Consider the following 23676-nt stretch of genomic DNA (forward strand, 5'->3'; position numbering starts at 1 on the left):
GGCACGGGTGACCATCGGGCGGCCGCGGCGGCTCAGTGGGCAAAGTCCCAGCGGCTGGCCCCGTGCGGCTCGGCACCGGCCACACCGAACGCGGTGTGCAACGTGAGGCGGTACAGGTGCCATGGGGCGGGCCCGGCGCTGGGCGCACTGAACGGGGCGGTGAGCGCGTCCCCCTCGACTTCCACCGGCCAGCCACCCGTGCGGTAGACCGCCACAACCCGCTCCAGGGTGGCCGGGTCGGTGACGCGGTGGGCCTCGCCTTCCATCACCAGGTCAAGCCCACGCAACCGCGTCGACACGGTGCACGCCGGGTTCACCGCCAGGTTGCGCGCCCTGCGCGTACCCGGCCCGCTCTTGAAGTACAAGGCGCCGTCCACCCACACGGCCCCCACCCCAGCCGAGTGCGGCCGCCCGTCCGGCCGCACGGTGGACACGAAGAACGTCAGGTCAGCGGTGGGCGTATCGGTTTCGAGCACATCGCATGCCCGACTCCACGGCAACGGCGCGGACCCGTACCGGTCGAGGTTGGTGGTCGAGATCGGCGCGGTCTTGGTCTCAGTCATGCCAGTACGTCGAACGAGCCATGCCCGTTTCGACACCCACTCACGGATACATGGCCAGCCAGATCGCGATGTAGTGCTCACAGGTGGCGGCACTCTCCGCTCTGACCGGGTCACGATGTTGTCTACCTGCGCAAACGTCTGCCAACAGTTCTCGCGCGTTCTCGGCCGTCCTTGACCTCTGACGGCCTGGACACGGCCTGATCTTGGCTGCCCACACCTCCCCTTTCCCCTCGCCCCTGCCGATCCGTAGCACCGGGACGTCGGGGTCAAGGGACGAGCGAAGCGAGATCGCGCTAGCGACGCCGACAGGCGCCCTTTAGGCCGATGGCCCGGTGCTAGACGATCACCGGGCGCTGAGGGGTCGGCAAGTGATACACCGGCAGCTCGCCGGACGATGTGACCTTGCATGAGGTGCGATCATCTGCGCCGCCGGTGGCGGCGCTCCCCGCCGCGGGCCGTGGGCTGCGCCGCGCAGGCCGGGCGGCGTGAGCGGAGCGGAAGCCGCCCGTGCCGCGATGGATGCAGGCCACGTCGCCAACGCGACGGGCACAGCGCGCCGCCGCCGGCGGCGCGCCTTGATCCCATAGAGCCGGGTTCGGCAGCACAACGCCCGCCAAACACCAACTCCGGATGGGCTCTCGTTCACCGTGGAGAACGGATAAGCACAGTAGGCTGCGCGTTATGGCCAAATCTGACGGGACCGATGAAGATATGACTGATGATATTGCCCTTACTGCTGATGAGGTCGAGGAGCTGATCGAAGCAGAGGACGATGTCACCCCAGTTGCATATATGGGGTCAGACTTCGATGTTGAAGGCTTAGTGCGTCGGTTGAAGAGGAATGACATTGTCATCCCTTCGTTTGGCTATAAAGGTGAACCAATCGACTTTGCCGGGTTTCAACGCGCTTTCGTCTGGACGCGAAATCAGATGGATCGGTTCATAGAGTCACTGCTCCTGGGGTTCCCTATTCCGGGTATTATGTTAGTGCAGCAGGTTGACAATAAATATCTGGTTTTGGATGGGCAGCAACGTCTGCGCACGCTAGCGGCGTTCTATGATGGCGTGTACGACGGCAAGGAGTTCGCTCTCCAGAATGTGTCACTTCAGTTCAAGGGCCTCACGTATAAGACTCTTGAGCCGGACATGCGACGTCAGTTGGACAATACATTTATCCAAGCGACGATAGTCAGAACTGACGGTACTGCTGGCTCGCGTGAGGCGGTATATCAAGTATTTGAAAGACTGAACTCTGGTGGCACACAACTTACGCCCCACGAGATCCGAGTCGCTCTGTATGCAGGACCGTTGATCGACTATCTAAATGACCTAAATCATCAGCCTGTGTGGAGAGAAATTTACGGAGCGGTGTCGCCTCGGCTCCGTGATCAGGAACTGGTGCTACGTATCATAGCACTATATGTGCAACAAGGTGCGTACTATCGTCCGTTGAAGAAATACCTGAATGACTTTGCCGAAGAATATCGCGAGCTAAACAACCTTGACGGCGATAATGTTAAGCGCCTGTTTATCGCCGCGGCGGCCTATCTGGCAATTGCTGGCGGAAGGGACGCGATCCGCTACCAAAGTCGTCAGGTAAATGCGGCCCTCACTGAGGCGCTGTTTGTGGCGCTCATGAGGCGTATTGATGAAAGTCCGAAGAGTGCAATCGAGCCGGATATAATAAGCAATTGGATCGAAGATCTTTCTGGCCATAAAAATTTTGTGCCAGCCATTACTAGGTCGACTGCAAGTGAAGAGAATGTTCGCATCCGTCACGAGCTAGCGTTCAGTGCGATTATGAGGAGATCGTAAATGTCGCAGACGCCCGTGCGATGGCCCCCATCTGGGCTTGTTTCTATTAGGAATCAGTTGGATCAGCTTGCAGCTGCTGTTGAGAATCCTCCGAGCGGCTGGGGAGACGATGAGCGCACCTGGATACCTCGATTTCTGGTAGTCCGTTCATGCGGGTACCTTGAGCAAGTGGTTATTGAAGTGTTCCAAGCGTATGTAAGAGCTAAGTCTCATGGCTTGGTCCGTTCGTTCGCGATTTCGCACATGGCGTACTTTCCGAACCCATCGCCTGGAAACCTCTCCAGCTTGGTTGGGCGACTTGATAGCGGTATGGCAGAAGAATTTGACACCTTTCTAAACAAGGATGACGAGTATCTATTTCGAGAATTATCCGCTCTTGTTGATAAGCGGCATCGGATTGCGCATGGGCTAAATGAGGGAGTTAATCGCAATCGTGCAGTTTCCCACTATCAAGCAGCATGTGAGATTGCGGAGTGGTTCATAGCCAAATTCGATCCCCGTGAAGGCGTGCAGGCACGCCTTCGGGCGCGCGCTGGTGCCTGAATAGCGGAAACAGTCAGTTCTGATTGTGCTTCCGAGTTGCGGCAACTGCCTCTCGCCACTGCTAGCCTCGAAGTATGCGTGGTGCAGGTGATCCGTTGACGGTGGGAGAGCGTGTTGCGTTCTACCGACGTCGGCGGGGGCTTGCTCAGGCCACGTTGGCTGGGTTGGTCGGCCGATCTGAGGACTGGCTGTCCAAGATCGAGCGTGGTGAGCGGGAGATCCGCCGTCTGGATGTGCTGGTCGAGGTCGCTCGGGCGCTGCGGGTCACGCTTGGTGATCTGTTGGGTGAGCCGGTGCTTATGGAGGATGAGCACAAGAATGATGATGTCCCGGCTATCCGGGATGCGCTCATGGCTCCTCAGCGGCTGTCCAAGACGCTGTTCGGCGGCGGGTTCGAGCCCGAGTATGTCGACCCCAAGCCGGTCGCTCAGTGGACCGAGGATGCCTGGTCGGACTACCAGGGTGGCCGGATCGGCAAGGTCGTCGCCGCGCTCCCTCGGTTGATCAAGACCGCTCAACAGATGGAAGCCGCTGGCGGGGACGGCTCCTACAAGCGGCAGTGCGCTGCTGTGTCTGCGCGCATCCATCACCTGGCTGCGACCACATTGTCCAAGGTCGGAGAGGCTGATCTCGCCTGGATCGCGGCAGAGCGGGCCATGCAAGCCGCGGACACCGCCGACGATCCGCTGGTCCTGGCCTCGGCTGCCCGGTCCGGTACTCACGCGTTGCTGGCGGTCGGTCGGTTCGATGACGCTATGCAGCTCGGCGACGCTGCTGCCCGCTGGCTCACGCCCCGCATGAACGAGGGCGACCCAGCCGCACTCAGCCTGTACGGCATGCTTCACCTCCGCTCGGCCATCGCTGCCGCGCGTCAGCAGGACCGGGGCATCGCCAACGAACTGCTCTCCAAGGCCGGGATCGCAGGTGACGCCCTCGGTGAGGACGCCAACCACTGGCTGACCGGGTTCGGGCCAACCAACGTCGCCCTGCACCGGATCTCCGCCGGGCTCGACCTCGGCGACATCCCGCTCGTGATCGAGCAGGCCGAGCAACTCGACACCAGCGGCATGCCGGTCGAGCGGCAGGTCACCCACCTGATCGACTACGCCCGCGCGTTGAGCCTGCTCGCCAAGGACGACGACGCCGTGCAAGTCCTGCTGTCCGCCGAGGAGAAGTCGCCCCAACTCGTCCGCCACTCCGTCATTGCGCGGGAGGTCGTGCGGACGATCTACCGGCGCGCACCAGTCACCGGCGGCAAGAAGTCCTCCTTGCTGCTGGCTCTGGCCGAACGCTGCCGCGCGGTGAGTGAGGGCTGATGGCCGCGCCCGTGCTCGGCCTGGTCGGCTCCGCCGCCGGCGGCGTGGAGGAGATCCTTCCCAAGCTCGTCGAGCCCATGATCGAACGTGGCTGGCGGGTGGCTGTCACGCTCACGCCGACCGCCGCGACCTGGCTCGACGCGACCGGCGATATCGACAAGATTGAGCAGGTCACGGGTCTGCCGGTGCGGGTGAAGCCGCGGCTGCCTGGCGAGGAGAGCCCGCACCCGAAGGTCGACTGTTACGCGGTCGTCCCGGCCACTTCGAACACGGTCGGCAAGCTCGCGCTCGGCCTGGCCGACAACCAGGCACTGACCCAGGTCTGTGAGGCCATCGGCGGCGGCACCATCCCGGTCGTCGTGTTCCCGCGCATCAACGCCGCTCACGCTCGTCAGCCCTCGTGGGACAGCCACATCGGCGCACTCCAGCGCGTCGGGGTGCGTCTCGTGATGGGTGAGGACGTGTGGCCGCTGCACGAGCCGCGCTCCGCGCCGGGCAAGCAACTGCCCTGGGACGCGATCATCGACGCCATCGTTTCCGCAGTTCAGCGGTAGCCGCAACCCCCTCACCTGAGGCACCCGGACAGTTTGTCCGGGTCGTTGGCGTGTTCGCCGGTTTCCTTGGATCACCGCACCCGACCGGGTGCCCCGAGGACGGCGGAAGGCGCATGAGTGTGCACGTAGTCATCCAACCCACGGCCGGTTTCGGCGCTGAGGTCATCGAACCCCTGCCAGGCGTCCGGCAGCTCATCGCAGGCAGCGGCGACGTCGGCATGACCGTTCAGGTCCCCGCACGCATCGGCGGACTGGCCGACACCGCTCGGTTCGCCCGCTCACTGGCGGCGGCCGCGAACGACTTCGCCGACTGGTGTGACGAGCAGAACCGCTCCCGCACCTTCGACGACCGTCCGAGCGGCTGGGCCGGACTCACCAACCATCCCGAAGGAGACTGATCATGGCTGTAACCCACGGCGCGCGGTTCCCCATCGCGTTCGACGACCTGTTCCCGCAGGGCGCTTACCTGATGGGCGACATCCAGCCCCTGACCGAGTACCAGTCGCAAGAGGACAAGGCGCGTAACCGTCCTATCCGGCCCCGAATCGACGAGGCCACCGGCAAGCGGCTCTACCGCGCGACGATCGCTGACCCGTCCGCTGAGAAGGAGCGCGACAAGTCCATCTCGGTCGAGATCGCGGCCGACGTCCAGCCCGTGCCGCCCGAGGCCATGGGCAACTTGCCGTTCCGGCCCGTGGTCCTGGAAGGGCTGACGGTCCAGCCTCGCGCCGAGGCGTCCGGCCAGGCGAAATGGATCACCTGGGTCGTCCGGGCCACTGGCCTGCGTGGTGTCGACGCACCCGCGTCTGGCCGTTCCAGCTCGGCCAGGGGTGAGGGGAAGTCGGCGGCATGAGCGGCTACAGCACAGCCTTTCAGGTCGCCTGCTTCCCCGGCCGCAACGCTGGCGCTGCCGCCACGCGCGGTCCCGGTGGCATGCCTGTCCTGATGGTCTACCTCGACCCGGTGAACATGACCCTCCACAGCGAACGGTCCGAGACAGGCACGCGTGAACTCGCGTCGTTCTGCCGCGAGCTGGCGCGGGAGGCCGCCAAGCTGGCCGCCGAGATCGATCCGGACGGTGAGCCCGCACCACCGGAGCGCAGGCCCCGGCACCTGCTGGTGACCGGTGACGACGGTGATTCTGGTGGTGGGTACTGATGGCACAGCAGGTGGTGCCGTCGTCTTTGTTCGAGGCGCGTGAGGTGTTGTGGCGGCAGCGGCCGAGTCGGGAGGCGGCTCCTTCGGAGTGGGTGGCGTTCCACCGCCGCAGTGCGGAGGTCTACGCGGCTACGGCGAAGGTGGATGTGCGGCATCGGCATGAGGCGACGCAGTACGCGGCGGTAGAGATTCGGCGGGCTCGGGAGATTGAGCATCGGCTTGATCCTTCGGTGGACGACGAGCCCTGAGGGACCGGGCGTGTAGTGGATGCGGTGCCGGACCAGGCGATCGGCCGAACGACTGGTGAGGGTGGTCGCGTGGGTTCCTGGTCACGCGGTTGCCGTCGGGGATCGGTGCGCGGACGCTGCTCTCGTACGAGCACGGTCTGCCGGGTCTTGGGCGTCGACGCGCCGCACGTGCTCGGTCTGGGGTTGCAGCGGGCGCGGATCTACCTGGACAACCTCGCGTTGTGGTGCGGGCGTCGGCCGCTGACAACACGGTTGATGGGCATGTGGCGCACAACAAGCTGATCCAGCACTCCGGTGGGATCGTCCAGGTCGCCTCGGCCGGGGTGCGGGAGTTTGGCGACGATGATCGGCGCGGGCACAACGATCCCGGCTTCACCCTGCGCGTCTACACGCACCTCACGCCGACCAGCCACGAGCGGACCCGGCGAGCGGTCGACGCCTTCCTCGGCTCGGGCAGACCGATCCGTAATGTGGGCGGATGAACTCTGTGTCGGTAGACGCGTTCACTGATGGGGGCACGGAAGAGCCACGCCGCAGCCGTTCGATGCTGGTGGTGGTCGGTGGTCTGCCAGCGACCGGCAAGACAACCGTCTCCCGCGCGGCGGCGGGGAGAATTGGTGCGGCATACCTCCGTATCGACACGATCGAGCAGGCACTTTCTGAGTTCGCGGACAGGGAGGGGCCATGCGACGAGTTGCGCCATGCCGTCACCCAGGGCCTCGGGTACGACGTCGCCTATGCCGTTGCCAGGGACCTGCTTCGCCAAGGACGGCATGTGTTCGCGGAGTGCGTGAACCCGTTGATGATCACCCGGAAGGCCTGGCGCGACGTGGCCGAGACCACTGGCGCCCACCTGGTCGAGGTGGAGCTTGTGTGCTCAGACCCTGCCGAGCACGAGCGACGAGCGACCACTCGTACGGTCGACATACCCGGCCTGTTCCTACCGTCCTGGGCCGACATCCTGGAGCGCGAGTACGAGCCATGGGACCGAGCACATGTCGAGCTGGACACGGCTGGGACGTCGGCCGAGGCCACGGTCACCTCGCTCTGCGAGGCACTTGGCATCGACACCTGAGGACTGGCGGCCTGAGCGTGCGGTACACGGCCTGGGCCATGATCCAGACGGTAAAACTCCTGCTAGGGGTACATGGCGAGCCAGATCGCGATGTAGTGCGAGATCGCGGCCAGCACGGTTGCCGCGTGGAAGAACTCGTGGTGGCCGAAGATCGTGGGCCACGGGTTGGGCCAGCGGGTCGCGTAGAAGACCGCGCCCAGGGTGTAGAACGCGCCGCCGATCAGCAGGAGCACGACGGCCGCCACGCCTGCGTGTGCCAGCAGTTCCGGCAGCACGAACACCGCGACGTAGCCCAGCGCGATGTAGATCGGGGTGCCCAGCCACCTCGGCGCGTGGGGCCACAGCAGCTTCAGCGCGACGCCCGCGAACGCGCCGCCCCACACCACCGCCAGCACCACGTACCCCGTCGGTTGTGGCATGGCCAGCAGTGAGAACGGGGTGTACGTGCCCGCGATGAACAGGAAGATCATCGAGTGGTCGAGGCGTTTCATCCACGCGCGCACGCGCAGGCTCACCCACCACCGCCGGTGGTAGAGCGCGCTCACGCCGAACAGTCCGAGCACCGTGACGCCGTAGATCGACGTGGCGATCGCCGCGGTGGCGGACACCGTGGACGCCGACACCGAGATCAGGGTGGCACCGAGCACCAGTGACACCCAGAACGACCAGTAGTGGATGACGCCGCGCATGCGCGGCTTCACGTGCTGGGCTGAGGGCTGGTTCTGTGTCGGGGCTGGCACACCGACAAGGCTACGGGACCTCGGTTGGTGCTTCAGAACGCTGTGAAACGGCTCACGACCAGCCAGTTACCTCGCGGTGTTCGACCGCGAGGCAGCGGTCCATCACCACGTCCAGCCCGCCGTCGGCGGCGATCGCGGCGCCTTCCCGGGAGATCACTCCGAGTTGCAGCCACAGCGCGCCGGCACCGGCCGCCACCGCCTGCTCGGCGATCGCCGGCACGTGCTCCGGGCGGCGGAAGACGTCCACGATGTCGATGTGCTCCGGGACGTCCGCGATCGAGGGGTACGCGGTCAGGCCCTGCCACGAGGTCAGCGCCGGGTTCACCGGGAACACGGTCAGGCCCGCGCGCACCAGGTACCTCGCGATGCCGGAGCTGGGCCGGGTCGCGTCGGCGCTGAGGCCGACGACGGCCACGGTGCGTGACTCGTGCACCAGCCGCTCGATGACCGTGATGTCCTGCCACCGCGGGTCGATCTCCGTTCGCCGCATGCTTACAGTGTGCTCCACCCGCGACAGGGCGGCGTACCCTGCGGGGACGTGACAACAGCTTGGCGGAGATTCCGCAAGAAAGCGGCGAAGCTCGTCTACGGCCTCTATGACAAGCGGCTCATGCAACAGGCCGCGGGCCGGCACCCTCGGCATGTCGGGGTCGTGCTCGACGGCAACAGACGATGGGCGCGGGAAGCCGGGTTCACCGACGTCAGGCACGGCCACATCGCGGGCGCGAAGCGCATCGCCGAGCTGCTCAGCTGGTGCCGGGAGGCCGACGTGAAGCTGGTCACGCTGTGGCTGCTGTCGACCGACAACGTCATGCGGCCCGAGACCGAGCTGAAGCCGTTGCTGCAGGTCATCGAGGGTGTCGTCGACGAGCTGGCCGAGCCGGACCAGCCGTGGCGGCTGCGGATCATCGGCGCGCTGGACGTGCTGCCGGACGACACCGCGGCCCGTCTGTCGGCCGCCGCGCGGCGCACCCAGGACCGCGCAGGCATGGAGGTCAACATCGCGGTCGGCTACGGCGGCCGCCGCGAGATCGCCGACGCCGTGCGCAAGCTGCTGCAGAGCCAGGCCGAGGCGGGCACGACCATCGAGGAGCTGGTCGAGGTCCTGGACGTCGACCACATCGCCGAGCACCTGTACACGTCGGGGCAGCCCGACCCCGACCTGGTGATCAGAACATCCGGTGAACAGCGGCTGTCCGGGTTCCTGCTGTGGCAGTCGGCGCACTCGGAGTTCTGGTTCTGCGAGGCCTACTGGCCGGACTTCCGGCGCACCGACTTCCTGCGTGCGCTGCGTGACTACGCCATTCGCCATCGACGCTTCGGCTCATAACACAACAACGCGGGCTCCGGAAAACCGGGGTCCGCGTTGTTGATTGTCTTGGAAATCAGTCCGCGGACGCGTGGGCGATCAGCCGCGGGGTGGTGGAGCTGCCAGTGCGGCGCCTGTCACGAGGGGGCGCGGCACCGTAGCCGAGGGTTCCGCTGCCCACGATGAACATTTCGGAGGTATCGGGAAAACGTCACGGCGGCCGTTCTTCGTGCTCCGTCCGCGCAAAGCTGTCGGCGAATACCCCATCGTGTTACAAGAACTGCAATATTTACCATTTCCGGTTTCCTCGGCGATCACCTGCTGGTCACTTCGTGATCACCTCCGCGTGCCTTGTTGCTGGTAGAGCACCTGTGGAGCCTCCCTGTAGCCCAGGTGGATGATGGTCCGAACGACTGTGTTGATCACGCCGGGTAGTCGTCTGATCGTCCGCAACCGGCATTCGCGTGGATCTCGAGTCCGGTCACGAAACGAAAATCACCTGCGTTGCCTCCTGTCCGAGACGGCGATTCGCGGGTAGCGTCCAAAGTGACGGGTCGTGCCCACGCGGTCCGTCCGGGAGGCCCTGGTCGTGACGGCAACGATCGCGAGGGGGCCGGCACCCGGCCCTCACGGGCGGTGCGGCTGACGCTTCGGCGCAGACGTTTCGCCTGGTCAGGGAAGTGCCCGGCCCTTCGAGGAACACGCGGACGTCGGTGCGCGTTCGCCGAGGAGTTGCCGTGACTGCTTCGCATTCCTCTTCCCCCGACCCTGGCGACCAGCGCCGGACGTACGTCCTGGACACCTCAGTCCTGCTGTCGGACCCCTGGGCGATGTCCCGGTTCGACGAGCACGCCGTGGTCCTGCCGCTGGTGGTCATCAACGAGCTGGAGGGAAAACGCCATCATCCGGAGCTTGGCTGGTTCGCGAGAGAGGCCCTTCGGTTGCTGGATGACCTGCGGAAACGCCACGGGCGGCTCGACTCGCCCGTCCCGGTGGGCACGGCAGGCGGCACGCTGCACGTCGAGCTGAACCACTCCGACCCGGCGGTGCTGCCGTCCGGGTTCCGCACCGACACGAACGACGCGAGGATCCTCGCGTGCGCGCTCAACATGGCCGCGCACACGCCGGGGGTCGCGCTCATCACCAAGGACATGCCGCTGCGCATCAAGGCGGCGTCGGTGGGCCTCGACGTCGACGAGTACCGCGCGCACGAGGTCACGCCGTCCGGCTGGACGGGCATGGTGGACCTCGAGGTCGCGGCGGAGACGCTGGACGGGCTGTACCGCGACGGCTCAGCGGAGCTGGTCGACTTCGGCGTGATGTCGCCTGCCGACTTCCCGACGAACACGGGCCTGCGGTTGATCTCCGGGTCGCAGAGCGCGCTCGGCCGGGTCACCAGGGACAAGCAGGTGCAGCTCGTCCGCGGCGACCGCGAGGCGTTCGGCCTGCACGGCCGGTCCGCGGAGCAGCGGATCGCGCTCGACCTGCTGCTCGACCCGGAGGTCGGCATCATCTCGCTCGGCGGCCGGGCAGGTACCGGCAAGTCGGCGCTCGCGCTGTGCGCGGGCCTCGAGGCGGTGATGGAGCGGAACCTGCACCGCAAGGTCGTGGTGTTCCGCCCGGTGTACGCCGTCGGCGGTCAGGACCTCGGCTACCTGCCGGGTTCCGAGAGCGAGAAGATGGCGCCGTGGGCGCAGGCCGTCTTCGACACCCTCGGCGCACTGGTCAGCCAGCCCGTGATCGACGAGGTGCTCGACCGCGGGATGCTCGAAGTGCTGCCGCTGACCCACATCCGTGGCCGGTCGCTGCACGACTCCTTCGTCATCGTCGACGAGGCGCAGTCGCTGGAACGCAACGTGCTCCTGACCGTGCTGTCGCGGTTGGGCGCGGGCTCCAGGGTGGTGCTGACGCACGACGTCGGACAGCGCGACAACCTGAGGGTCGGCCGGTACGACGGCGTCGCGGCGGTGATCGAGAAGCTCAAGGGCCATCCGCTGTTCGCGCACGTGACGTTGACGAGGTCGGAGCGCTCGCCGATCGCGGCGCTCGTGACGGAGATGCTGGAGGACCACGGGGCGTAGGTAGGGGAAACCCCCGGTCTGATTCGGGAGTTTCCCCGATGGTTTGACGGTCGTCGGAACGAGACCGTTGAGCCATGGCGAACCTGGCTCTGACTTCCCGCTCGTTGCCGGCCCGCGGCGTGGTCCTCACCGCGCCGCGGCCGGCACCCGTCGGTGTTTTCCTCGGGGTGGCCGGGCTGGTGTTCGCCGCACTGCTGATGGGTGGCCTCAACATCGTCGCGGCGGACCGGATGAGCCCGCTGAACACGACGATGTCCGACTACGTGTTCGTGCCGGGGGCGGGCTGGATGTTCCCCGCCGCGTTGCTGGCGATGTGCGTGGCGGGCGTGGGTGTCGCGGTAGGACTGGCGGCACGCGGCCTGCTCCACGGTGTCCTGCCGAAACTGGCGCTGAGCCTGGCGATGCTGGGTCTGCTGCTGGCCGCGGTGTTCCCGACGGACCTGGGCGCGGTGTCGGTGACGCTGTCCGCGCAGATCCACCGGTACGCGGCCGGGGTCGTGTTCTTCTGCGTGCCGATCACCGCGGTCCTGATCGCCCGGCGCCTGGAGAGGCGACGCGCGCTGTATGTGGGCGCCGCGGTCGCGACGGTGCTCCTGACGCTGTTCCTCACGTGCCACCTCGGCCCGATGCCGGACGCGCTCGGCGAACTCAGCGGCCTGCTGCAGCGCCTGCTGTTCGTGGCGGAACTGGTGGTCCTCGGACAGTTGGTGCGGGTCGTGTTCCAGCCGCCGGTCGAATACGCCCTGGCCGCGTGACGGGCCCCAGGTCCGATTGAACGGTCCATTCAATCGGCCAGGGGGTCCCCCGTTCTTTCACGCTACCGGAGTGCACCGACATTTTGGGCCCCTGCGACCCGGCCGCCGGACTTGATCACCCAACAGTGCGAACGCCGATTGAACGGCCCATTCAATCGCCCCGGGGCCCCCGGCTTTCACGTTATCCGAGGGCACCGACATTTCTGGCCCTGCTGTGACGCTCGATCGGATCGTCAGGAGTCACGAAGGGACGTGGGTTTGGCTGCGCGCCCAGCCACGAGGGCACGTCCTCCGGAGCTCTTGTCCGGTACCGACGAGCGGCCTGCGTGAGGCATGTCTGTCAGGTCCACCTACCCAACCAGCGTGGTCAGATTGTGAGGTCGCTCTATCATTCCCCCTTCGTCGAGGGGAACGCGGATCGGGCCTGCTGCCGAAGGTGTGGTGCTGATTGAAAGGACCGTTCAATCGGCCCCAGGGGGTCCCCCGGTGTTTACATTACCTTGGGAGACCGACATTTTGGTGGGCTACGGATAGTGGGTCCAGATCAGGCAGTCGTGGGATTCGCAGTGGTTGGGGATGCGGCGTTCGTAGGTGTATCCGGCTCGTTCCGCCACGCGTTGGGATGCCTTGTTGTCGGGGCGGATCTCCAGCCAGGTGCGTGTGTGGCCGTTGTCGTGGGCCCAGTCGGTCAGGTGGCGCAGCGCGGCCACCGCCACGCCGCGGCCGCGGCACTCCGGGCGGACCCAGTACGCCAGTTCGGCGCTGCCGTCGCCGTCCGGCATCAGGCCTGTCGCCGCGACCAGTCGGTTGTTCTCGAACACGCCGAAGGACTGGTCTTCGTCAGTCCACCTGCTCAGGGCGGCTTCCGCGTCCGCCAGCGTGTACGGGCCTGCCGGTTGGCTGTCCCACAGCGCACGGCCGGTTTCCTTGCCGGTGGCCTCCACCAGCAAGGGTGCGTCGTCCGCGGTCAGGCGGCGGAACTCCACACCGCTACCAGCCGCGCGGTAGTGGGGCGCCTTCGGCGAAACCGGATGCCGACTGGATGCCGACCACCGCTTTGGCGTGGAACTCCTCCAGCGTGGTCGCGCCCGTGTACGTGCAGGCCGAGCGGACGCCGGAGCAGATCCCGTCCAGCAGGTCCTCCACGCTGGGGGCCGCCGGGTTCAGCTTCATGCGTGACGTCGAGATGCCTTCCTCGAACAGCGCCTTGCGGGCACGGTCGAACGCGCTGTCGGCGCGCGTGCGTGCTGTCACCGCACGTTTCGACGCCATCCCGAAGCTTTCCTTGTACGGCTGGCCCTGCTCGTCGCGCAGCAGATCGCCAGGGGACTCGTACGTGCCCGCGAACCACGAACCCACCATCACGCTCGACGCGCCTGCCGCCAGCGCCAGCGCCACGTCGCGGGGGTGCCGCACGCCGCCGTCCGCCCACACCCGCGCACCCAGTTCGCGGGCCGCCTGCGCACACTCCAGCACCGCCGAGAACTGGGGACGGCCCACGCCGGTCATCATGCGGGTCGTGCACATGGCGCCCGGGCCGACGCCGACCTTCACCACGTCCGCGCCCGCCGCCACCAGGTCACGTACGCCCTCCGCGGTGACCACGTTGCCCGCCACCACCGCGACACCGGCGTCCCCGTGCTGCTGAACACTCCTGCCCGCGGCGTCCACCACGGCACGCACGGCCTTCAACGCGGAGATCATCTTCTCCTGGTGACCGTGCGCGGTGTCGACGACGAGCGTGTCGACCTCGCTGTCCAGCAGGGCCTGCGCCTTCCCGGACACGTCGCCGTTCACGCCGACGGCAGCCGCCACCCGCAGGCGGCCACGCGCGTCGAGCGCCGGGCGGTACAGCTCCGCCCGCAGCGCCCCGACGCCGGTCAGCGCACCCGCCAGCCTGCCCTTCTCGTCGACACCCAGCGTGATCCGCGCGGTGCGGCCGTGCAGCTGGTCGAACACCTCCCTGGCCGAGGCAGTGATCGGCATCGTCAACACCTCGGGGTCCGCGACCTCGCTCAGCCTTGTGAAACGGTCCACGCCCGCACACGCCGCATCGTCGACCACGCCGACCGGGCGGGCCTCCTCGTCGACGATCACCACCGCGCCGTGGGCACGCTTGGGCAGCAGGTTGATCGCGTCCGCCACCGCGTCGCGCGGGGTCAGGACCAGCGGGGTGTCCCACATCGGGTGCCGTGACTTGACCCACGCCACGATGTCGCCGACCGCCGCGGGATCCACGTCCTGCGGCAGCACGACCAGGCCGCCGCGCCGCGCCATGGTCTCCGCCATCCGCCTGCCCGCGACGGCCGTCATGTTCGCCACGACCACCGGCATGGTGGCCCCGGTGCTGTCCGACGTGGACAGGTCCACGTCGAACCGTGACGCCACCGCCGAGCGGTTCGGCATCAGGAAGACGTCGTCGTAGGTCAGGTCGAAAGGAGGAGTGTCCGAGTAGAAGCGCACGGGTCGAGCGTACTTATCCGCCTCCCTTCGGGAGCATGGCGCGCACCGTGTCGATCGTGTCGGCCTCCGGTGGCTCCTTGTCCGGGCGGTACCGGACCACCCGCGCGAACCGCAGCGCTACGCCACCCGCGTACCGCGGGCTGACCTGCACCCCGTCGAGTGCGATCTCCACCACCAGGCGCGGCTTCAGGTACACCGCCCAGTCGTCCCGATGGTCCTCGTACTTCGGGAACTCGCTGGTCTGCCACGCCAGCAGCTCGTCGGTGAGGCCCTTGAACGTCTTCCCGACCATCACCGGCGGGCCGCCGTCCGGGTCGCGGGCGCCCAGGTGCAGGTTCGACAGGCTGCCGGTGCGCCGCCCATGGCCCCACTCCGCGGCCAGTACGACCAGGTCGAGCGTGTGCACCGGCTTGACCTTGCGCCACGATCTGCCACGCCTGCCCGCCTGGTAGACCGAGTCGAGCGTCTTCACCACGACACCCTCGTGCCCGTGCCGCAGCGCGTCTGCCAGCACCTGGTCGGCGTCCTCCTGCGACGGTTCCAGCACACCCGGGATCACCAGGTCGCCGACCGCCTCGCGGAGCGCGGCGTTGCGCTCCCGCAGCGGCGCGTCGATCAGGTCGGTGCCGTCGAGGTGCACGCAGTCGAAGAAGTACGGGTGCAGCAGCAGCTCCGTCTCAGAGGTCGCGCCGAACCGGCTCATGGTCTCCTGGAACGGTCGCGGCCTGCCGTCGTCGGCGAGCGCCAGGGTCTCGCCGTCGAGCACGACCTGCCGCACGGGCAGGTTCCGCACCAGCTCCACCAGCTCCGGCACCGCTGCGGTGATCTCCCGCAGCGTGCGCGTGTACACGTGGACGTCGTCGCCGTCCTTGTGCACCTGGATGCGGGCGCCGTCGAGCTTGTACTCGACGACGCACGGCCCGGCCGCGAGCGCCTCCTCGAGGTTCTCGGCGGGCGAAGCCAGCATCGGCCGGATGGGCCTGCCGAGCCGCAGCCCGAACGTGTCCAGGGCCGCCGCGCCGCCGGTGAGAGCGGCAGCGGCGGTGTCGGGTAACTGGCCGGAGAGCATGAACGCCCGCCGGACGGTTTCCTTGCCGACGTCGGCCGCCTTCGCGATGGCGTCGAGCATGACGCCCTCGAGCGCGCCCTGCCGGAGCTCCCCGGTGAGCAGGCGCAGGAGGAAGTCCTGTTCGTCCTTGGTGGCGGCACCGAACAGGGCGCCGAGTAACTCGTTCCTCCTGGCCGTGGAGCCCTTTCCGCTGGTCACGGCCACCTCGTCGAAGGTGTGGTCGACCTCGGCGACCGTGAGGCCGGGCTGGTGGGCCGGCGTCTCGCGCAGTTTGACCAGCGTCCGCCAGCCCGCGCCGATGCGGCCCTGCAGCGGCGTCCCCGCCAGGAACGCGACGACCGCGCGGACCTGGTCGCCCGCACGGCGCAGCAGGCCGGCCAGGGCGTCCACCTTGGCCAACCGGGATCGGGTCGCGGAAACCACCGAGGAGGTGGCAACCACGTCGTTCAGCAACACGTCAGCCATCATGCACCGCCGCACCGACAATTTCCGGGGAGCGGATGCCCGCTGTGGACAACCGGCCGGGCGTTGACCTTGACCAAGGGGCAAGGCCGACGCTGGCGTGGTCCGTACGAGGAGGGGTCGTGGAACTGCTCACCATCGGCGAGTTCGCCAGGGCGTCCCGCTTGTCCGCCAAGGCGTTGCGGCTCTACGACGAGCTCGGGTTGTTGCGGCCGGCCGTCGTGGATCCGTTCAACGGGTACCGGCGGTACGGGCCGGAGCAGCTGGAGACCGCACGGCTCGTGGCCTGGTTGCGGCGGATCGGGATGCCGCTCGCCGAGATCCGGGCCGTGGTCGGCATGCCGGGGGCGCAGGCCGCCGCGGCGGTCGCCGGGTACTGGCGCCGGGTCGAGGCCGACACCGACGACAAGCGGCAGCTCGCGGCCGTCCTCGTTGAGTACCTGTCAGGAAAGGGCGCAACCGTGTCCACATCACTTGCCGTCACCTACGCCGTTCGCACCGACCGCGGCCTGGTCCGGGACGCCAACCAGGACTTCGCGTTCGCCGGGGAGAAGGTCTTCGCCGTCGCCGACGGGTTCGGGCACCACGGGACCCGTGCCTCGCGGGCAGCTGTCGAGGCGGTCCGGCAGGTCGCCGTCGGGGACCTCCTCAACGCCATGGACGACGCCGCGAACCGCGCGAGCGAGGCCGTCAGGGGCCTCGACGACAGCGGCACCACGCTCACGGCGCTCATCTGGGAGGGCTCGCAGCTCGGGCTCGTCCACATCGGTGACTCACGTGCCTACCTCCTGCGGGGAGGCGAGCTCTTCCAGATCACCCACGACGACACCGTCGTGCAGTCCATGGTGGACGAGGGGAAGCTGACGCCGGCCGAGATCACGTCGCATCCGCAGCGGTCCATCCTCGTCAAGGCACTCACCGGTGGCGTCAGTCCCGGTGTGCAGGTGCGGGACGTCCAGGCGGGGGACCGTTACCTGCTCTCGTCCGACGGGCTGCACACCGTGCTCGACCTCGGCACGATCCGGCGGGTACTCGCCGAGGACGAGCCGCAGCAGGCAGTAGACCGGCTCGTGCGGCTCGCCAACGAGGCGGGCGGGCCGGACAACATCAGCTGCGTCGTCGCCCACCTCATCGCACAGTGAGCGCGATTTCCCTTACTGCTTCCCGTAATCGATCGGGTGAGGTGGCGGCATACCCGATCACCAGTCCGGGGTAGGTGCCCAACTGGCTGTAGCCGGACAGGGCGGGTGCGTGGATGCCCGCGTCATCCAATCGTTGCGAGACAACGGAATCGTCGGTCCCCGCCGGTAGTCTGAGAACAACATGAAGACCAGCCGCGACGCCGACCGGTTGCCACGACGGCAGGTGCTCGGTCACCGCCGTCAGGAGCGCGTCACGACGGCGGCGGTAGACCGAGCGCGTACGGCGCAGATGGCGGTCGTGACCACCGCCACGAAGCAGCCTGGCGAACGCGGCCTGAGGGAGAGGAGAACAACCGAGATCGGTCAACTGTTTGCGGGACACGATGTTCGCGCGCAACGCGGGAGGCAGCACCAGCCAGCCCAGCCGCAGAGCCGGGGCGAGCGTCTTGCTCACGCTTCCCAGGTACGCCACGTGGTTCGGGTCCATCGCCTGCATCGCGCGTAGCGCGGGGCGGTCGTAGCGGTGCTCGGCGTCGTAGTCGTCCTCGATGATCACGCCGTCGTGCTCGCGAGCCCAGGTCAGCAGCGCGTGCCTGCGTGCCGGGTGCAGCGTCGTGCCGAGCGGGAACTGGTGTGCGGCCGTCACCACCACCGCGCGGACCGACGACGGCAGCGCGGACACCACCAGTCCGTCGCGGTCCACCGGGACCGGGACGGGGCGCACACCGTGCTCGCGCAGCAGGTCCGCCTGCCCGGGGTGGCCGGGGTCCTCCACGCCGACCGCGTCGTGGCCGTGTGTGCGCAGCACGGCCGCGAGCATCGACAGGGCTTCCGCGCCGCCGTGGGTGATCGCCACGTCGTCGGCGGTGGCGGTGACCGCGCGGACCCGGCCCAGGTACGCGGCCAGTTCCGTGCGCAGCTCCGGCAGGCCTGCGGGATCGGGGTAGCCCAGCGCATCGTCCGGCAGGTCGGCCAGGGCCGCGCGGGTGGCCGCCACCCACTCGGCGCGGGGGAACTCGCTCAGCGCGGGCAGGCCCGGACGCAGGTCGTAGCGCCACTGCCGGGCCGTGGGCGCCGGGGGTGGGACCGGCGCCGGGGTGGCCAGCGTGGCCGTGACCGTCGTGCCCGACCCACGCTTCGCGGTCAGGTAGCCCTCGGCCGTGAGCTGGCCGTAGGCGGCGGTCACCGTGCCGCGGGCGACGCCGAGCTGGGCGGCCAGGTCGCGGCTGGACGGGAGGCGCAGGCCGGGCGCGAGCTGCCCGTCGCGGATGGCGCCACGCAGGGCGGACTCGACGGCACGGCCCCGGCCGGACGTGCCGTCGGGGAGCAACAGCTCCCGCAAAGTGGTCCAGTTAGCACTCATCGAAGTGGAGCTTACGTATGTACCAATGATTCGGTGAGGGTGTGGTCGTGCAACTCGAGACCACTCCCCGGACCGGGCGCGCCGTGGGGCTCGCCGCGTCCGCGTCGGTGCTCGTCGGGGCCGCTGTGCCGGTCACCGGCCTGCTCGACGGCTATCCCGTGTTGTCCGCGCAGGCGGTCCGCTACGGCATCGGTGCCGTGCTGCTGCTCGGCTGGCTCCTCGTGACCGGCGGGCGGGTGCCGGTGCCCAACGCGAAGGACCTGGTCGGCCTGGGGGTGATGGTCGGGTTCGGCATGCTCGGGTTCAACGCGGCGATCCTCGTGGGGCAGCGATACGCGACGCCCGGATTCGTCGCGGCCATGCTCGGCGCGTCGCCGCTGGTGCTCGCGGTGGTCGCGCCCGCTCTGCGGGGCAGGCGGCCCTCGCCCTACGCCGTGGGTGGGGCCGTGGTCGTGGGGCTCGGCGTGGTCGTCCTGAGCGGCGGCGGGGCGTGGCACGGGCCGGGACTGGCGCTCGCGTTGCTGGTGATGGCGTGCGAGGTGGCGTTCACGCTCGGCGGGGTGGGCGTGGTGGCACGGCTGGGTGCGGTGGCCGCGTCGATGTGGGCGTGCGTGCTCGCCGCGGTCGGCGGGGCCGTGCTGGCCACGTTCCTGGACGGCACGGCGGCCTGGCCGACGCCGACCGCGACCGAGCTGGCCGCGATCGTCGTGCTCGGGTCGCTGGTCACCGCGGTCGCGTTCGGGTGCTGGTACACCGGGGTGTCGGTGCTCGGCGCGGACCGGGCCGGGGTGCTGGTCGGGCTGATGCCGGTCGCCGGGCTGGTGGCGGCCGTGGTGCTGGGTCGGCAGTCCCTGACCGTGGTCGCGGCCGGCGGTGCGCTGCTCGTCGCCGCCGGCTGTGCCCTCGGGCTCGCTCAGCCGCCCCGGGCCATGCGCAGCACGTCGAGTGCCTCGTCGAGCTGAGCCTCGGTGAGCCTGCCGTTCTCGACGTGGCCGCGTTCCAGCACGACCTCGCGGATGGTCCTGCGTTCCTTGAGTGACTGCTTCGCGATGGACGCCGCCTCCTCGTAGCCGAGGTAGCGGTTCAGCGGGGTGACGATCGACGGGGACGACTCGGCGAGCTCACGCATGCGCTCGGCGTTGGCCTCGACACCGGCGAACACCTTGTCCGCCAGCAGGCGCGCGACCGCGGCCAGCAGACGGGCCGACTCCAGGACGTTCCGCGCGATGACCGGCAGCATCACGTTGAGCTGGAAGTTGCCCTGCGAACCGGCGAACGCGACCGCCGCGTCGTTGCCGATGACCTGCGCGACCACCATCATCGTGGCCTCGGGGATCACCGGATTCACCTTGCCCGGCATGATCGAGCTGCCCGGCTGCAGGTCCGGCAGCGCCAGCTCACCGAGGCCGGTGCGCGGGCCGGAGCCGAGCCAGCGGACGTCGTTGGCGATCTTGAACAGGGCCACCGCGACGGCCCGGAGCTGCCCGGACACCTCGACGACGCTGTCCTGGGACGCCTGCGCCTCGAAATGGTCGCGGGCCTCGCGGAGCGGCAGGCTGGTCAGCCGTGCCAGCTCCTCGGCGACCGCGGCACCGAAGCCGTCCGGTGCGTTGAGGCCGCTGCCGACCGCGGTGCCACCGATCGGCAGCTCACCCAGCCTGGGCAGGGTGCCGGTGAGGCGTTCGACGCCGTAGCGGACCTGCGCCGCCCACGCGCCTGCCTCCTGGCCGAGCGTCACCGGCACCGCGTCCATCAGGTGCGTGCGGCCCGACTTCACCAGGTCGGCCCACTCGGCGGCCCGGCCCTCGACGACCTCCGCGAGGTGCGTCAGCGCCGGGATGACGTCGCGGACGACGGCCTCGGTCGCGGCGACGTGGATGGTCGTCGGGAACGTGTCGTTCGACGACTGCGACGCGTTGACGTGGTCGTTGGGGTGCACGTCGCGGCCAAGCGCGCGGGTGGCGACGGTCGCGATCACCTCGTTGGCGTTCATGTTCGACGAGGTGCCGGAACCGGTCTGGAACACGTCGATCGGGAAGTGGTCGTCGTGCCTGCCGTCGGCGACCTCGTCCGCCGCGGCGGCCACTGCCTTCGCGACGTCGGCGTCCAGCACGCCGAGACGTTCGTTCGCGCGCGCGGCGGCACCCTTGAGCAGGCCGAGCGCGCGGATCTGCGCGCGCTCCAGGCCACGCCCGGAGATGGGGAAGTTCTCGACGGCGCGCTGGGTCTGGGCCCGCCACAACGCGTCGGCGGGAACCCTGACCTCGCCCATGGTGTCGTGCTCGATCCTGAACTGATTCTCGGTCATGTAACCAGTTTGATCGCCCAACGCGGCGCGCGCCCAGGTAGCTTGTGGTGTTGCCGGACACGTTCTCCCACCACGCCGGGTAGGTGCGCATGAGTTCCGTAGAGACCCCGTCCGAGGTTGACCTGCTGATCGTCGGCGCAGGCCCGACCGGGCTGTACGCGGCCTACTACGCGGGCTTCCGCGAGCTGTCCACGGCGATCGTCGACTCGCTGCCGGAAGCGGGCGGTCAGGTGACCGCCATGTACCCGGAGAAGCAGATCTTCGACGTGGCGGGGTTCCCGTCGATCATCGGACGTGACCTGGTGTCGGCGCTGGTGGAGCAGGCGGACCAGTTCAAACCGACCTACCTGCTGGGGCGAAAGGCACGCACGGTCACCGAGCTGGCCGACGGCGGGTACCTGGTGGGCCTCGACGACGGCGCCGAGCTGCGGGTCAGCGCGATCCTGATCACCGCGGGCATGGGTGAGTTCTCCCCCCGGCCGCTGCCCGCGGGAGACGGGTGGCTCGGGCGCGGGATGGTGCACTTCGTGCCGGTGCTGGAGGAACACCGCGACCAGGACGTGGTGGTCGTTGGCGGCGGCGACTCGGCGTTCGACTGGGCGTTGTCGCTGCACCCGATCGCGCGGTCGGTGACGATCGTCCACCGCCGCGGCAAGTTCCGGGCGTTCGCGGCGACCGTGCGGCAGGTGCGTGAGCTGGGCGTGCCGATCATCACCGACGCGCAGGTGACCGAGCTGCGCGGCGACGACACCGGGCTGACCGAGGTCGAACTGGCGGTCGCGTCCGACCCGGCGCCGGTGGTGCTGCCCGCGCAGACCGTGGTGGCGGCGCTGGGGTTCACCGCGGACCTGGGCCCGATCGAGTCGTGGGGCCTGGAGATCACGCGGCGCGCGGTTGCCGTCGACACGACGATGAAGACGGCGCGGGACCGGATCTACGCGGCGGGCGACATCGCCGCCTACCCCGGCAAGGTCAAGCTGATCGCAACCGGTTTCGGCGAGGCGGCGACGGCGGTGAACAACATCGCGGTGGCGCTGAACCCGGAGGCGCACCTGTTCCCCGGCCATTCGAGCGACGTGAGTTAGGTGCTCGCCACGGCGGTGATGGCCGTGCACTTCCTGGTGCTGGCGTACATCGTCCTGGGTGGGTTCCTCGCGTGGCGGTGGCCGCGTGCGCTGCTCGTGCACGTGCCGTTCCTGTTGTGGGGCCTGGGGATCGTGTTCCTCGGGTTCGTGTGCCCGTTGACGGAGCTGGAGAACTGGCTGCGCGGGCGCGACGGGGATCCCGACGGGTTCATCGCGGAGTACCTGGACGGGGTGCTGTACCCGGATGGGTACCTGGTGGTGTCCCGGGTGCTCGCGGCCGTGGTGGTGGTCGTGTCGTACGTGGGCGCGATCGTGGTGTGGCGCCGCCGCGGGGCGGCGGCCCCCGGCCCCCGGTTGCCGGCGTCCGGGAAGCGACAGACAGGGACGGAGCGCTGACGGGCGGAGTCGTGGATGCCCGGGGCCGAGGCGGGGCCTGGATCGCGGCGCGTCGGGTTTTAGGGGACCACCTGTACCACCGCGCCTACCTGCAGGCTGTTGAAGAACGCCTGTGCGTTGGCCATCTCCAGGCGGATGCAGCCGTGGGAGTCCTCGTTCAGTTTGCCTTCGTGGAAGGCTATGCCGCCCGGGGCGAAGAACACCGAGTACGGCATGGGGTCGCCGTAGATGCTGCTTGTGTGTTCCTGGTCCTTCCAGGCCACTGGCCAGGTGCCGGTCGGCGTCGGGTGTGTTGTGCCGCCGTGCGTTATGGGCACCGGGCCCAGCGTCACGGCATCGTTGGCGAGTAGCCACGCCTGTTTCGTCGACAGGCTTACGCAGGCGTTCACCCCGGGGGCGCATGGGGGCGGCGATGGGGGTGGTGGGGTGGCCGTCGTCGTTGTGGTCGTCGTTGTCGTCGTTGTGGCTGTGGTCGTCGGGGTGCGGGGTGTCGTGGCGGGGGCTGGGCCTGCTGCTGCCTGGGTTGAGCAGCCTGTCAGGAGCGCTACGGCCAGTAGCGCCAGTGCGGCCAGTCCTAGTCTCATGTCCACCTTCCGCGGGCGGGTTGCGGGTAGCTTTATCTGTTACCCACGACCCGCCCGGGGAGAAGGTTGCATCGTTACCGCACGACCTGCACGGTGTCGCCGACCGACAGGGCGTTGAAGTACTTCTTCGCGGCTGGATGGGACAGGTGGATGCAGCCGTGTGACAGCTCGCTCAGGCTGCCCTCGTGGAACGCTATGCCGCCGTTGAAGAACACCGAGAACGGCATCGGGGCACCGTCGAACAGGCTGGATTTGTGGTCGATGTTCTTCCAGCCCACCTGGAACGTGCCCGGCGGGGTTTCCCAGCCCGAGCGGCCGTGGGTGATCGGGACCGGGCCGTAGGCCACTTCGCCGTCCGAGATCAGCCAGGACTTGTTCGCCGACAAGTCGATACAGGCGTCCACACCCGCATCGCACGGCACGCCTGCCGGCGGCGGTGGCGTTTCCTTCACGATCGTCTCCTTCGCCGCCGCCACCTTGGGCAGGGGCGGCATGGGGACGGTCGGCACCGTGGTCGGGGACGCCGACGTCTCCGTCACCGGTGGGGTCGTCGGGGTTGGTGCGGCGTTCGGAGTGCTCGCGCACGCCGACACCAGCCCGATACTCGCGATCGCGAGGCCTGCCAACAGTCTGGTGCGCATATGGTG

The 23676-nt window shown here is 68.4% G+C and carries 27 protein-coding genes; 17 read left to right on the plus strand and 10 right to left on the minus strand.

The features are described 5' to 3' along the window. Positions 1 to 32: 32 nt before the first annotated feature. Entirely contained in the window at positions 33 to 563 is a 531-nt protein-coding gene (locus ACFPCV_RS06500; RefSeq protein WP_378055122.1) for a pyridoxamine 5'-phosphate oxidase family protein, read from the minus strand. Positions 564 to 1244: 681 nt separating this feature from the next. Here ACFPCV_RS06500 and ACFPCV_RS06505 point away from each other — a divergent pair. From ACFPCV_RS06505 to ACFPCV_RS06550, 10 genes are all read left to right on the plus strand, one after another. After that, positions 1245 to 2378 carry a DUF262 domain-containing protein gene (locus ACFPCV_RS06505; protein ID WP_378055123.1) on the plus strand — a complete coding sequence of 378 codons (1134 nt, stop codon included), beginning with the start codon at positions 1245 to 1247 and terminating at the stop codon, positions 2376 to 2378. Continuing rightward, entirely contained in the window at positions 2379 to 2921 is a 543-nt protein-coding gene (locus tag ACFPCV_RS06510) for a HEPN domain-containing protein (protein WP_378055124.1), read from the plus strand. It begins immediately after the preceding gene. Positions 2922 to 2995: 74 nt separating this feature from the next. After that, entirely contained in the window at positions 2996 to 4237 is a 1242-nt protein-coding gene (locus ACFPCV_RS06515; protein ID WP_378055125.1) for a helix-turn-helix domain-containing protein, read from the plus strand. Then, complete coding sequence (locus ACFPCV_RS06520) at positions 4237 to 4791, plus strand: flavoprotein (RefSeq protein ID WP_378055126.1); 555 nt, start codon at positions 4237 to 4239, stop codon at positions 4789 to 4791. The genes ACFPCV_RS06515 and ACFPCV_RS06520 overlap by 1 nt, the downstream gene beginning before the upstream one ends. Before the next feature lie 113 nt (positions 4792 to 4904). Beyond that, a complete protein-coding gene (locus ACFPCV_RS06525; protein ID WP_378055127.1) occupies positions 4905 to 5189 on the plus strand; it encodes a hypothetical protein in 285 nt (94 codons plus the stop codon). A gap of 2 nt (positions 5190 to 5191) precedes the next feature. After that, positions 5192 to 5644: a hypothetical protein gene (locus ACFPCV_RS06530; RefSeq protein ID WP_378055128.1), complete on the plus strand. Its 453-nt coding sequence runs from the start codon at positions 5192 to 5194 to the stop codon at positions 5642 to 5644. 80 nt (positions 5645 to 5724) lie between these two features. Then, positions 5725 to 5949: a hypothetical protein gene (locus ACFPCV_RS06535; protein WP_378055129.1), complete on the plus strand. Its 225-nt coding sequence runs from the start codon at positions 5725 to 5727 to the stop codon at positions 5947 to 5949. Continuing rightward, positions 5949 to 6197 (plus strand): AMED_5909 family protein, encoded by a 249-nt coding sequence (locus ACFPCV_RS06540; protein WP_378055130.1) that lies wholly within the window; start codon positions 5949 to 5951, stop codon positions 6195 to 6197. The genes ACFPCV_RS06535 and ACFPCV_RS06540 overlap by 1 nt, the downstream gene beginning before the upstream one ends. A gap of 221 nt (positions 6198 to 6418) precedes the next feature. Then, on the plus strand, positions 6419 to 6679 hold the full coding sequence (locus ACFPCV_RS06545) for a hypothetical protein (protein ID WP_378055131.1): 261 nt from the start codon (positions 6419 to 6421) through the stop codon (positions 6677 to 6679). After that, positions 6676 to 7272: a P-loop nucleotide/nucleoside kinase family protein gene (locus ACFPCV_RS06550; RefSeq protein ID WP_378055132.1), complete on the plus strand. Its 597-nt coding sequence runs from the start codon at positions 6676 to 6678 to the stop codon at positions 7270 to 7272. Before ACFPCV_RS06545 ends, ACFPCV_RS06550 begins: the two co-directional genes overlap by 4 nt. 62 nt (positions 7273 to 7334) lie before the next feature. On the opposite strand, the gene trhA is transcribed toward ACFPCV_RS06550, so the two are convergent. After that, positions 7335 to 8012, minus strand: a complete 678-nt coding sequence (gene trhA, locus ACFPCV_RS06555) for a PAQR family membrane homeostasis protein TrhA (RefSeq protein ID WP_378055133.1) — start codon at positions 8010 to 8012, stop codon at positions 7335 to 7337. A 52-nt stretch (positions 8013 to 8064) separates the two neighbouring features. Further along, complete coding sequence (locus ACFPCV_RS06560; protein WP_378055134.1) at positions 8065 to 8502, minus strand: CoA-binding protein; 438 nt, start codon at positions 8500 to 8502, stop codon at positions 8065 to 8067. Positions 8503 to 8550: 48 nt separating this feature from the next. On the opposite strand from ACFPCV_RS06560, the gene ACFPCV_RS06565 reads away from it, so the two are divergent. From ACFPCV_RS06565 to ACFPCV_RS06575, 3 genes are all read left to right on the plus strand, one after another. Further along, positions 8551 to 9342 (plus strand): isoprenyl transferase, encoded by a 792-nt coding sequence (locus ACFPCV_RS06565; RefSeq protein ID WP_378055135.1) that lies wholly within the window; start codon positions 8551 to 8553, stop codon positions 9340 to 9342. Positions 9343 to 10058: 716 nt separating this feature from the next. After that, positions 10059 to 11402 carry a PhoH family protein gene (locus ACFPCV_RS06570; RefSeq protein ID WP_378055136.1) on the plus strand — a complete coding sequence of 448 codons (1344 nt, stop codon included), beginning with the start codon at positions 10059 to 10061 and terminating at the stop codon, positions 11400 to 11402. Between the two features lie 74 nt (positions 11403 to 11476). Continuing rightward, positions 11477 to 12157 carry a DUF998 domain-containing protein gene (locus ACFPCV_RS06575; protein ID WP_378055137.1) on the plus strand — a complete coding sequence of 227 codons (681 nt, stop codon included), beginning with the start codon at positions 11477 to 11479 and terminating at the stop codon, positions 12155 to 12157. A gap of 524 nt (positions 12158 to 12681) precedes the next feature. Here ACFPCV_RS06575 and ACFPCV_RS06580 read toward each other — a convergent pair. Genes ACFPCV_RS06580 through ACFPCV_RS06590 form a run of 3 tightly spaced genes read right to left on the minus strand, consistent with a single transcriptional unit; the run spans position 12682 to position 16145 of the window. Further along, on the minus strand, positions 12682 to 13143 hold the full coding sequence (locus tag ACFPCV_RS06580; protein ID WP_378055138.1) for a GNAT family N-acetyltransferase: 462 nt from the start codon (positions 13141 to 13143) through the stop codon (positions 12682 to 12684). Positions 13144 to 13147: 4 nt separating this feature from the next. Further along, positions 13148 to 14620 carry a GuaB1 family IMP dehydrogenase-related protein gene (locus ACFPCV_RS06585; protein WP_378055139.1) on the minus strand — a complete coding sequence of 491 codons (1473 nt, stop codon included), beginning with the start codon at positions 14618 to 14620 and terminating at the stop codon, positions 13148 to 13150. Positions 14621 to 14633: 13 nt separating this feature from the next. Beyond that, positions 14634 to 16145 (minus strand): ATP-dependent DNA ligase, encoded by a 1512-nt coding sequence (locus tag ACFPCV_RS06590; protein WP_378055717.1) that lies wholly within the window; start codon positions 16143 to 16145, stop codon positions 14634 to 14636. A gap of 128 nt (positions 16146 to 16273) precedes the next feature. On the opposite strand from ACFPCV_RS06590, the gene ACFPCV_RS06595 reads away from it, so the two are divergent. Further along, positions 16274 to 17293, plus strand: a complete 1020-nt coding sequence (locus ACFPCV_RS06595; protein ID WP_378055140.1) for a MerR family transcriptional regulator — start codon at positions 16274 to 16276, stop codon at positions 17291 to 17293. On the opposite strand, the gene pdxR is transcribed toward ACFPCV_RS06595, so the two are convergent. Beyond that, positions 17280 to 18656, minus strand: coding sequence for a MocR-like pyridoxine biosynthesis transcription factor PdxR (pdxR, locus tag ACFPCV_RS06600; RefSeq protein WP_378055141.1), 1377 nt, complete (start codon positions 18654 to 18656; stop codon positions 17280 to 17282). The two genes, ACFPCV_RS06595 and pdxR, sit on opposite strands and share 14 nt — an antisense overlap. Before the next feature lie 47 nt (positions 18657 to 18703). On the opposite strand from pdxR, the gene ACFPCV_RS06605 reads away from it, so the two are divergent. Continuing rightward, the gene (locus ACFPCV_RS06605; protein ID WP_378055142.1) at positions 18704 to 19618 is read left to right on the plus strand and encodes a DMT family transporter; all 915 of its coding nucleotides are present in this window, start codon (positions 18704 to 18706) and stop codon (positions 19616 to 19618) included. Here ACFPCV_RS06605 and ACFPCV_RS06610 read toward each other — a convergent pair. Continuing rightward, a complete protein-coding gene (locus tag ACFPCV_RS06610; protein WP_378055143.1) occupies positions 19570 to 20964 on the minus strand; it encodes a class II fumarate hydratase in 1395 nt (464 codons plus the stop codon). The two genes, ACFPCV_RS06605 and ACFPCV_RS06610, sit on opposite strands and share 49 nt — an antisense overlap. 89 nt (positions 20965 to 21053) lie before the next feature. Between ACFPCV_RS06610 and ACFPCV_RS06615 the strand changes: the two genes are divergently transcribed. Then, entirely contained in the window at positions 21054 to 22049 is a 996-nt protein-coding gene (locus tag ACFPCV_RS06615; protein WP_378055144.1) for an NAD(P)/FAD-dependent oxidoreductase, read from the plus strand. Then, positions 22050 to 22445, plus strand: coding sequence for a DUF2784 domain-containing protein (locus ACFPCV_RS06620; protein ID WP_378055145.1), 396 nt, complete (start codon positions 22050 to 22052; stop codon positions 22443 to 22445). A 59-nt stretch (positions 22446 to 22504) separates the two neighbouring features. Here ACFPCV_RS06620 and ACFPCV_RS06625 read toward each other — a convergent pair whose 3' ends face one another. Both ACFPCV_RS06625 and ACFPCV_RS06630 read right to left on the minus strand, forming a co-directional pair. Further along, positions 22505 to 22834, minus strand: a complete 330-nt coding sequence (locus ACFPCV_RS06625; protein WP_378055146.1) for a L,D-transpeptidase — start codon at positions 22832 to 22834, stop codon at positions 22505 to 22507. A gap of 269 nt (positions 22835 to 23103) precedes the next feature. After that, positions 23104 to 23670 carry a L,D-transpeptidase gene (locus ACFPCV_RS06630; protein ID WP_378055147.1) on the minus strand — a complete coding sequence of 189 codons (567 nt, stop codon included), beginning with the start codon at positions 23668 to 23670 and terminating at the stop codon, positions 23104 to 23106. Between the last annotated feature and the right edge of the window lie 6 nt (positions 23671 to 23676).

Origin of the sequence: Actinophytocola glycyrrhizae (assembly GCF_042653545.1) — a bacterium.
Classification (GTDB): Bacteria; Actinomycetota; Actinomycetes; order Mycobacteriales; family Pseudonocardiaceae; genus Actinophytocola; species Actinophytocola glycyrrhizae.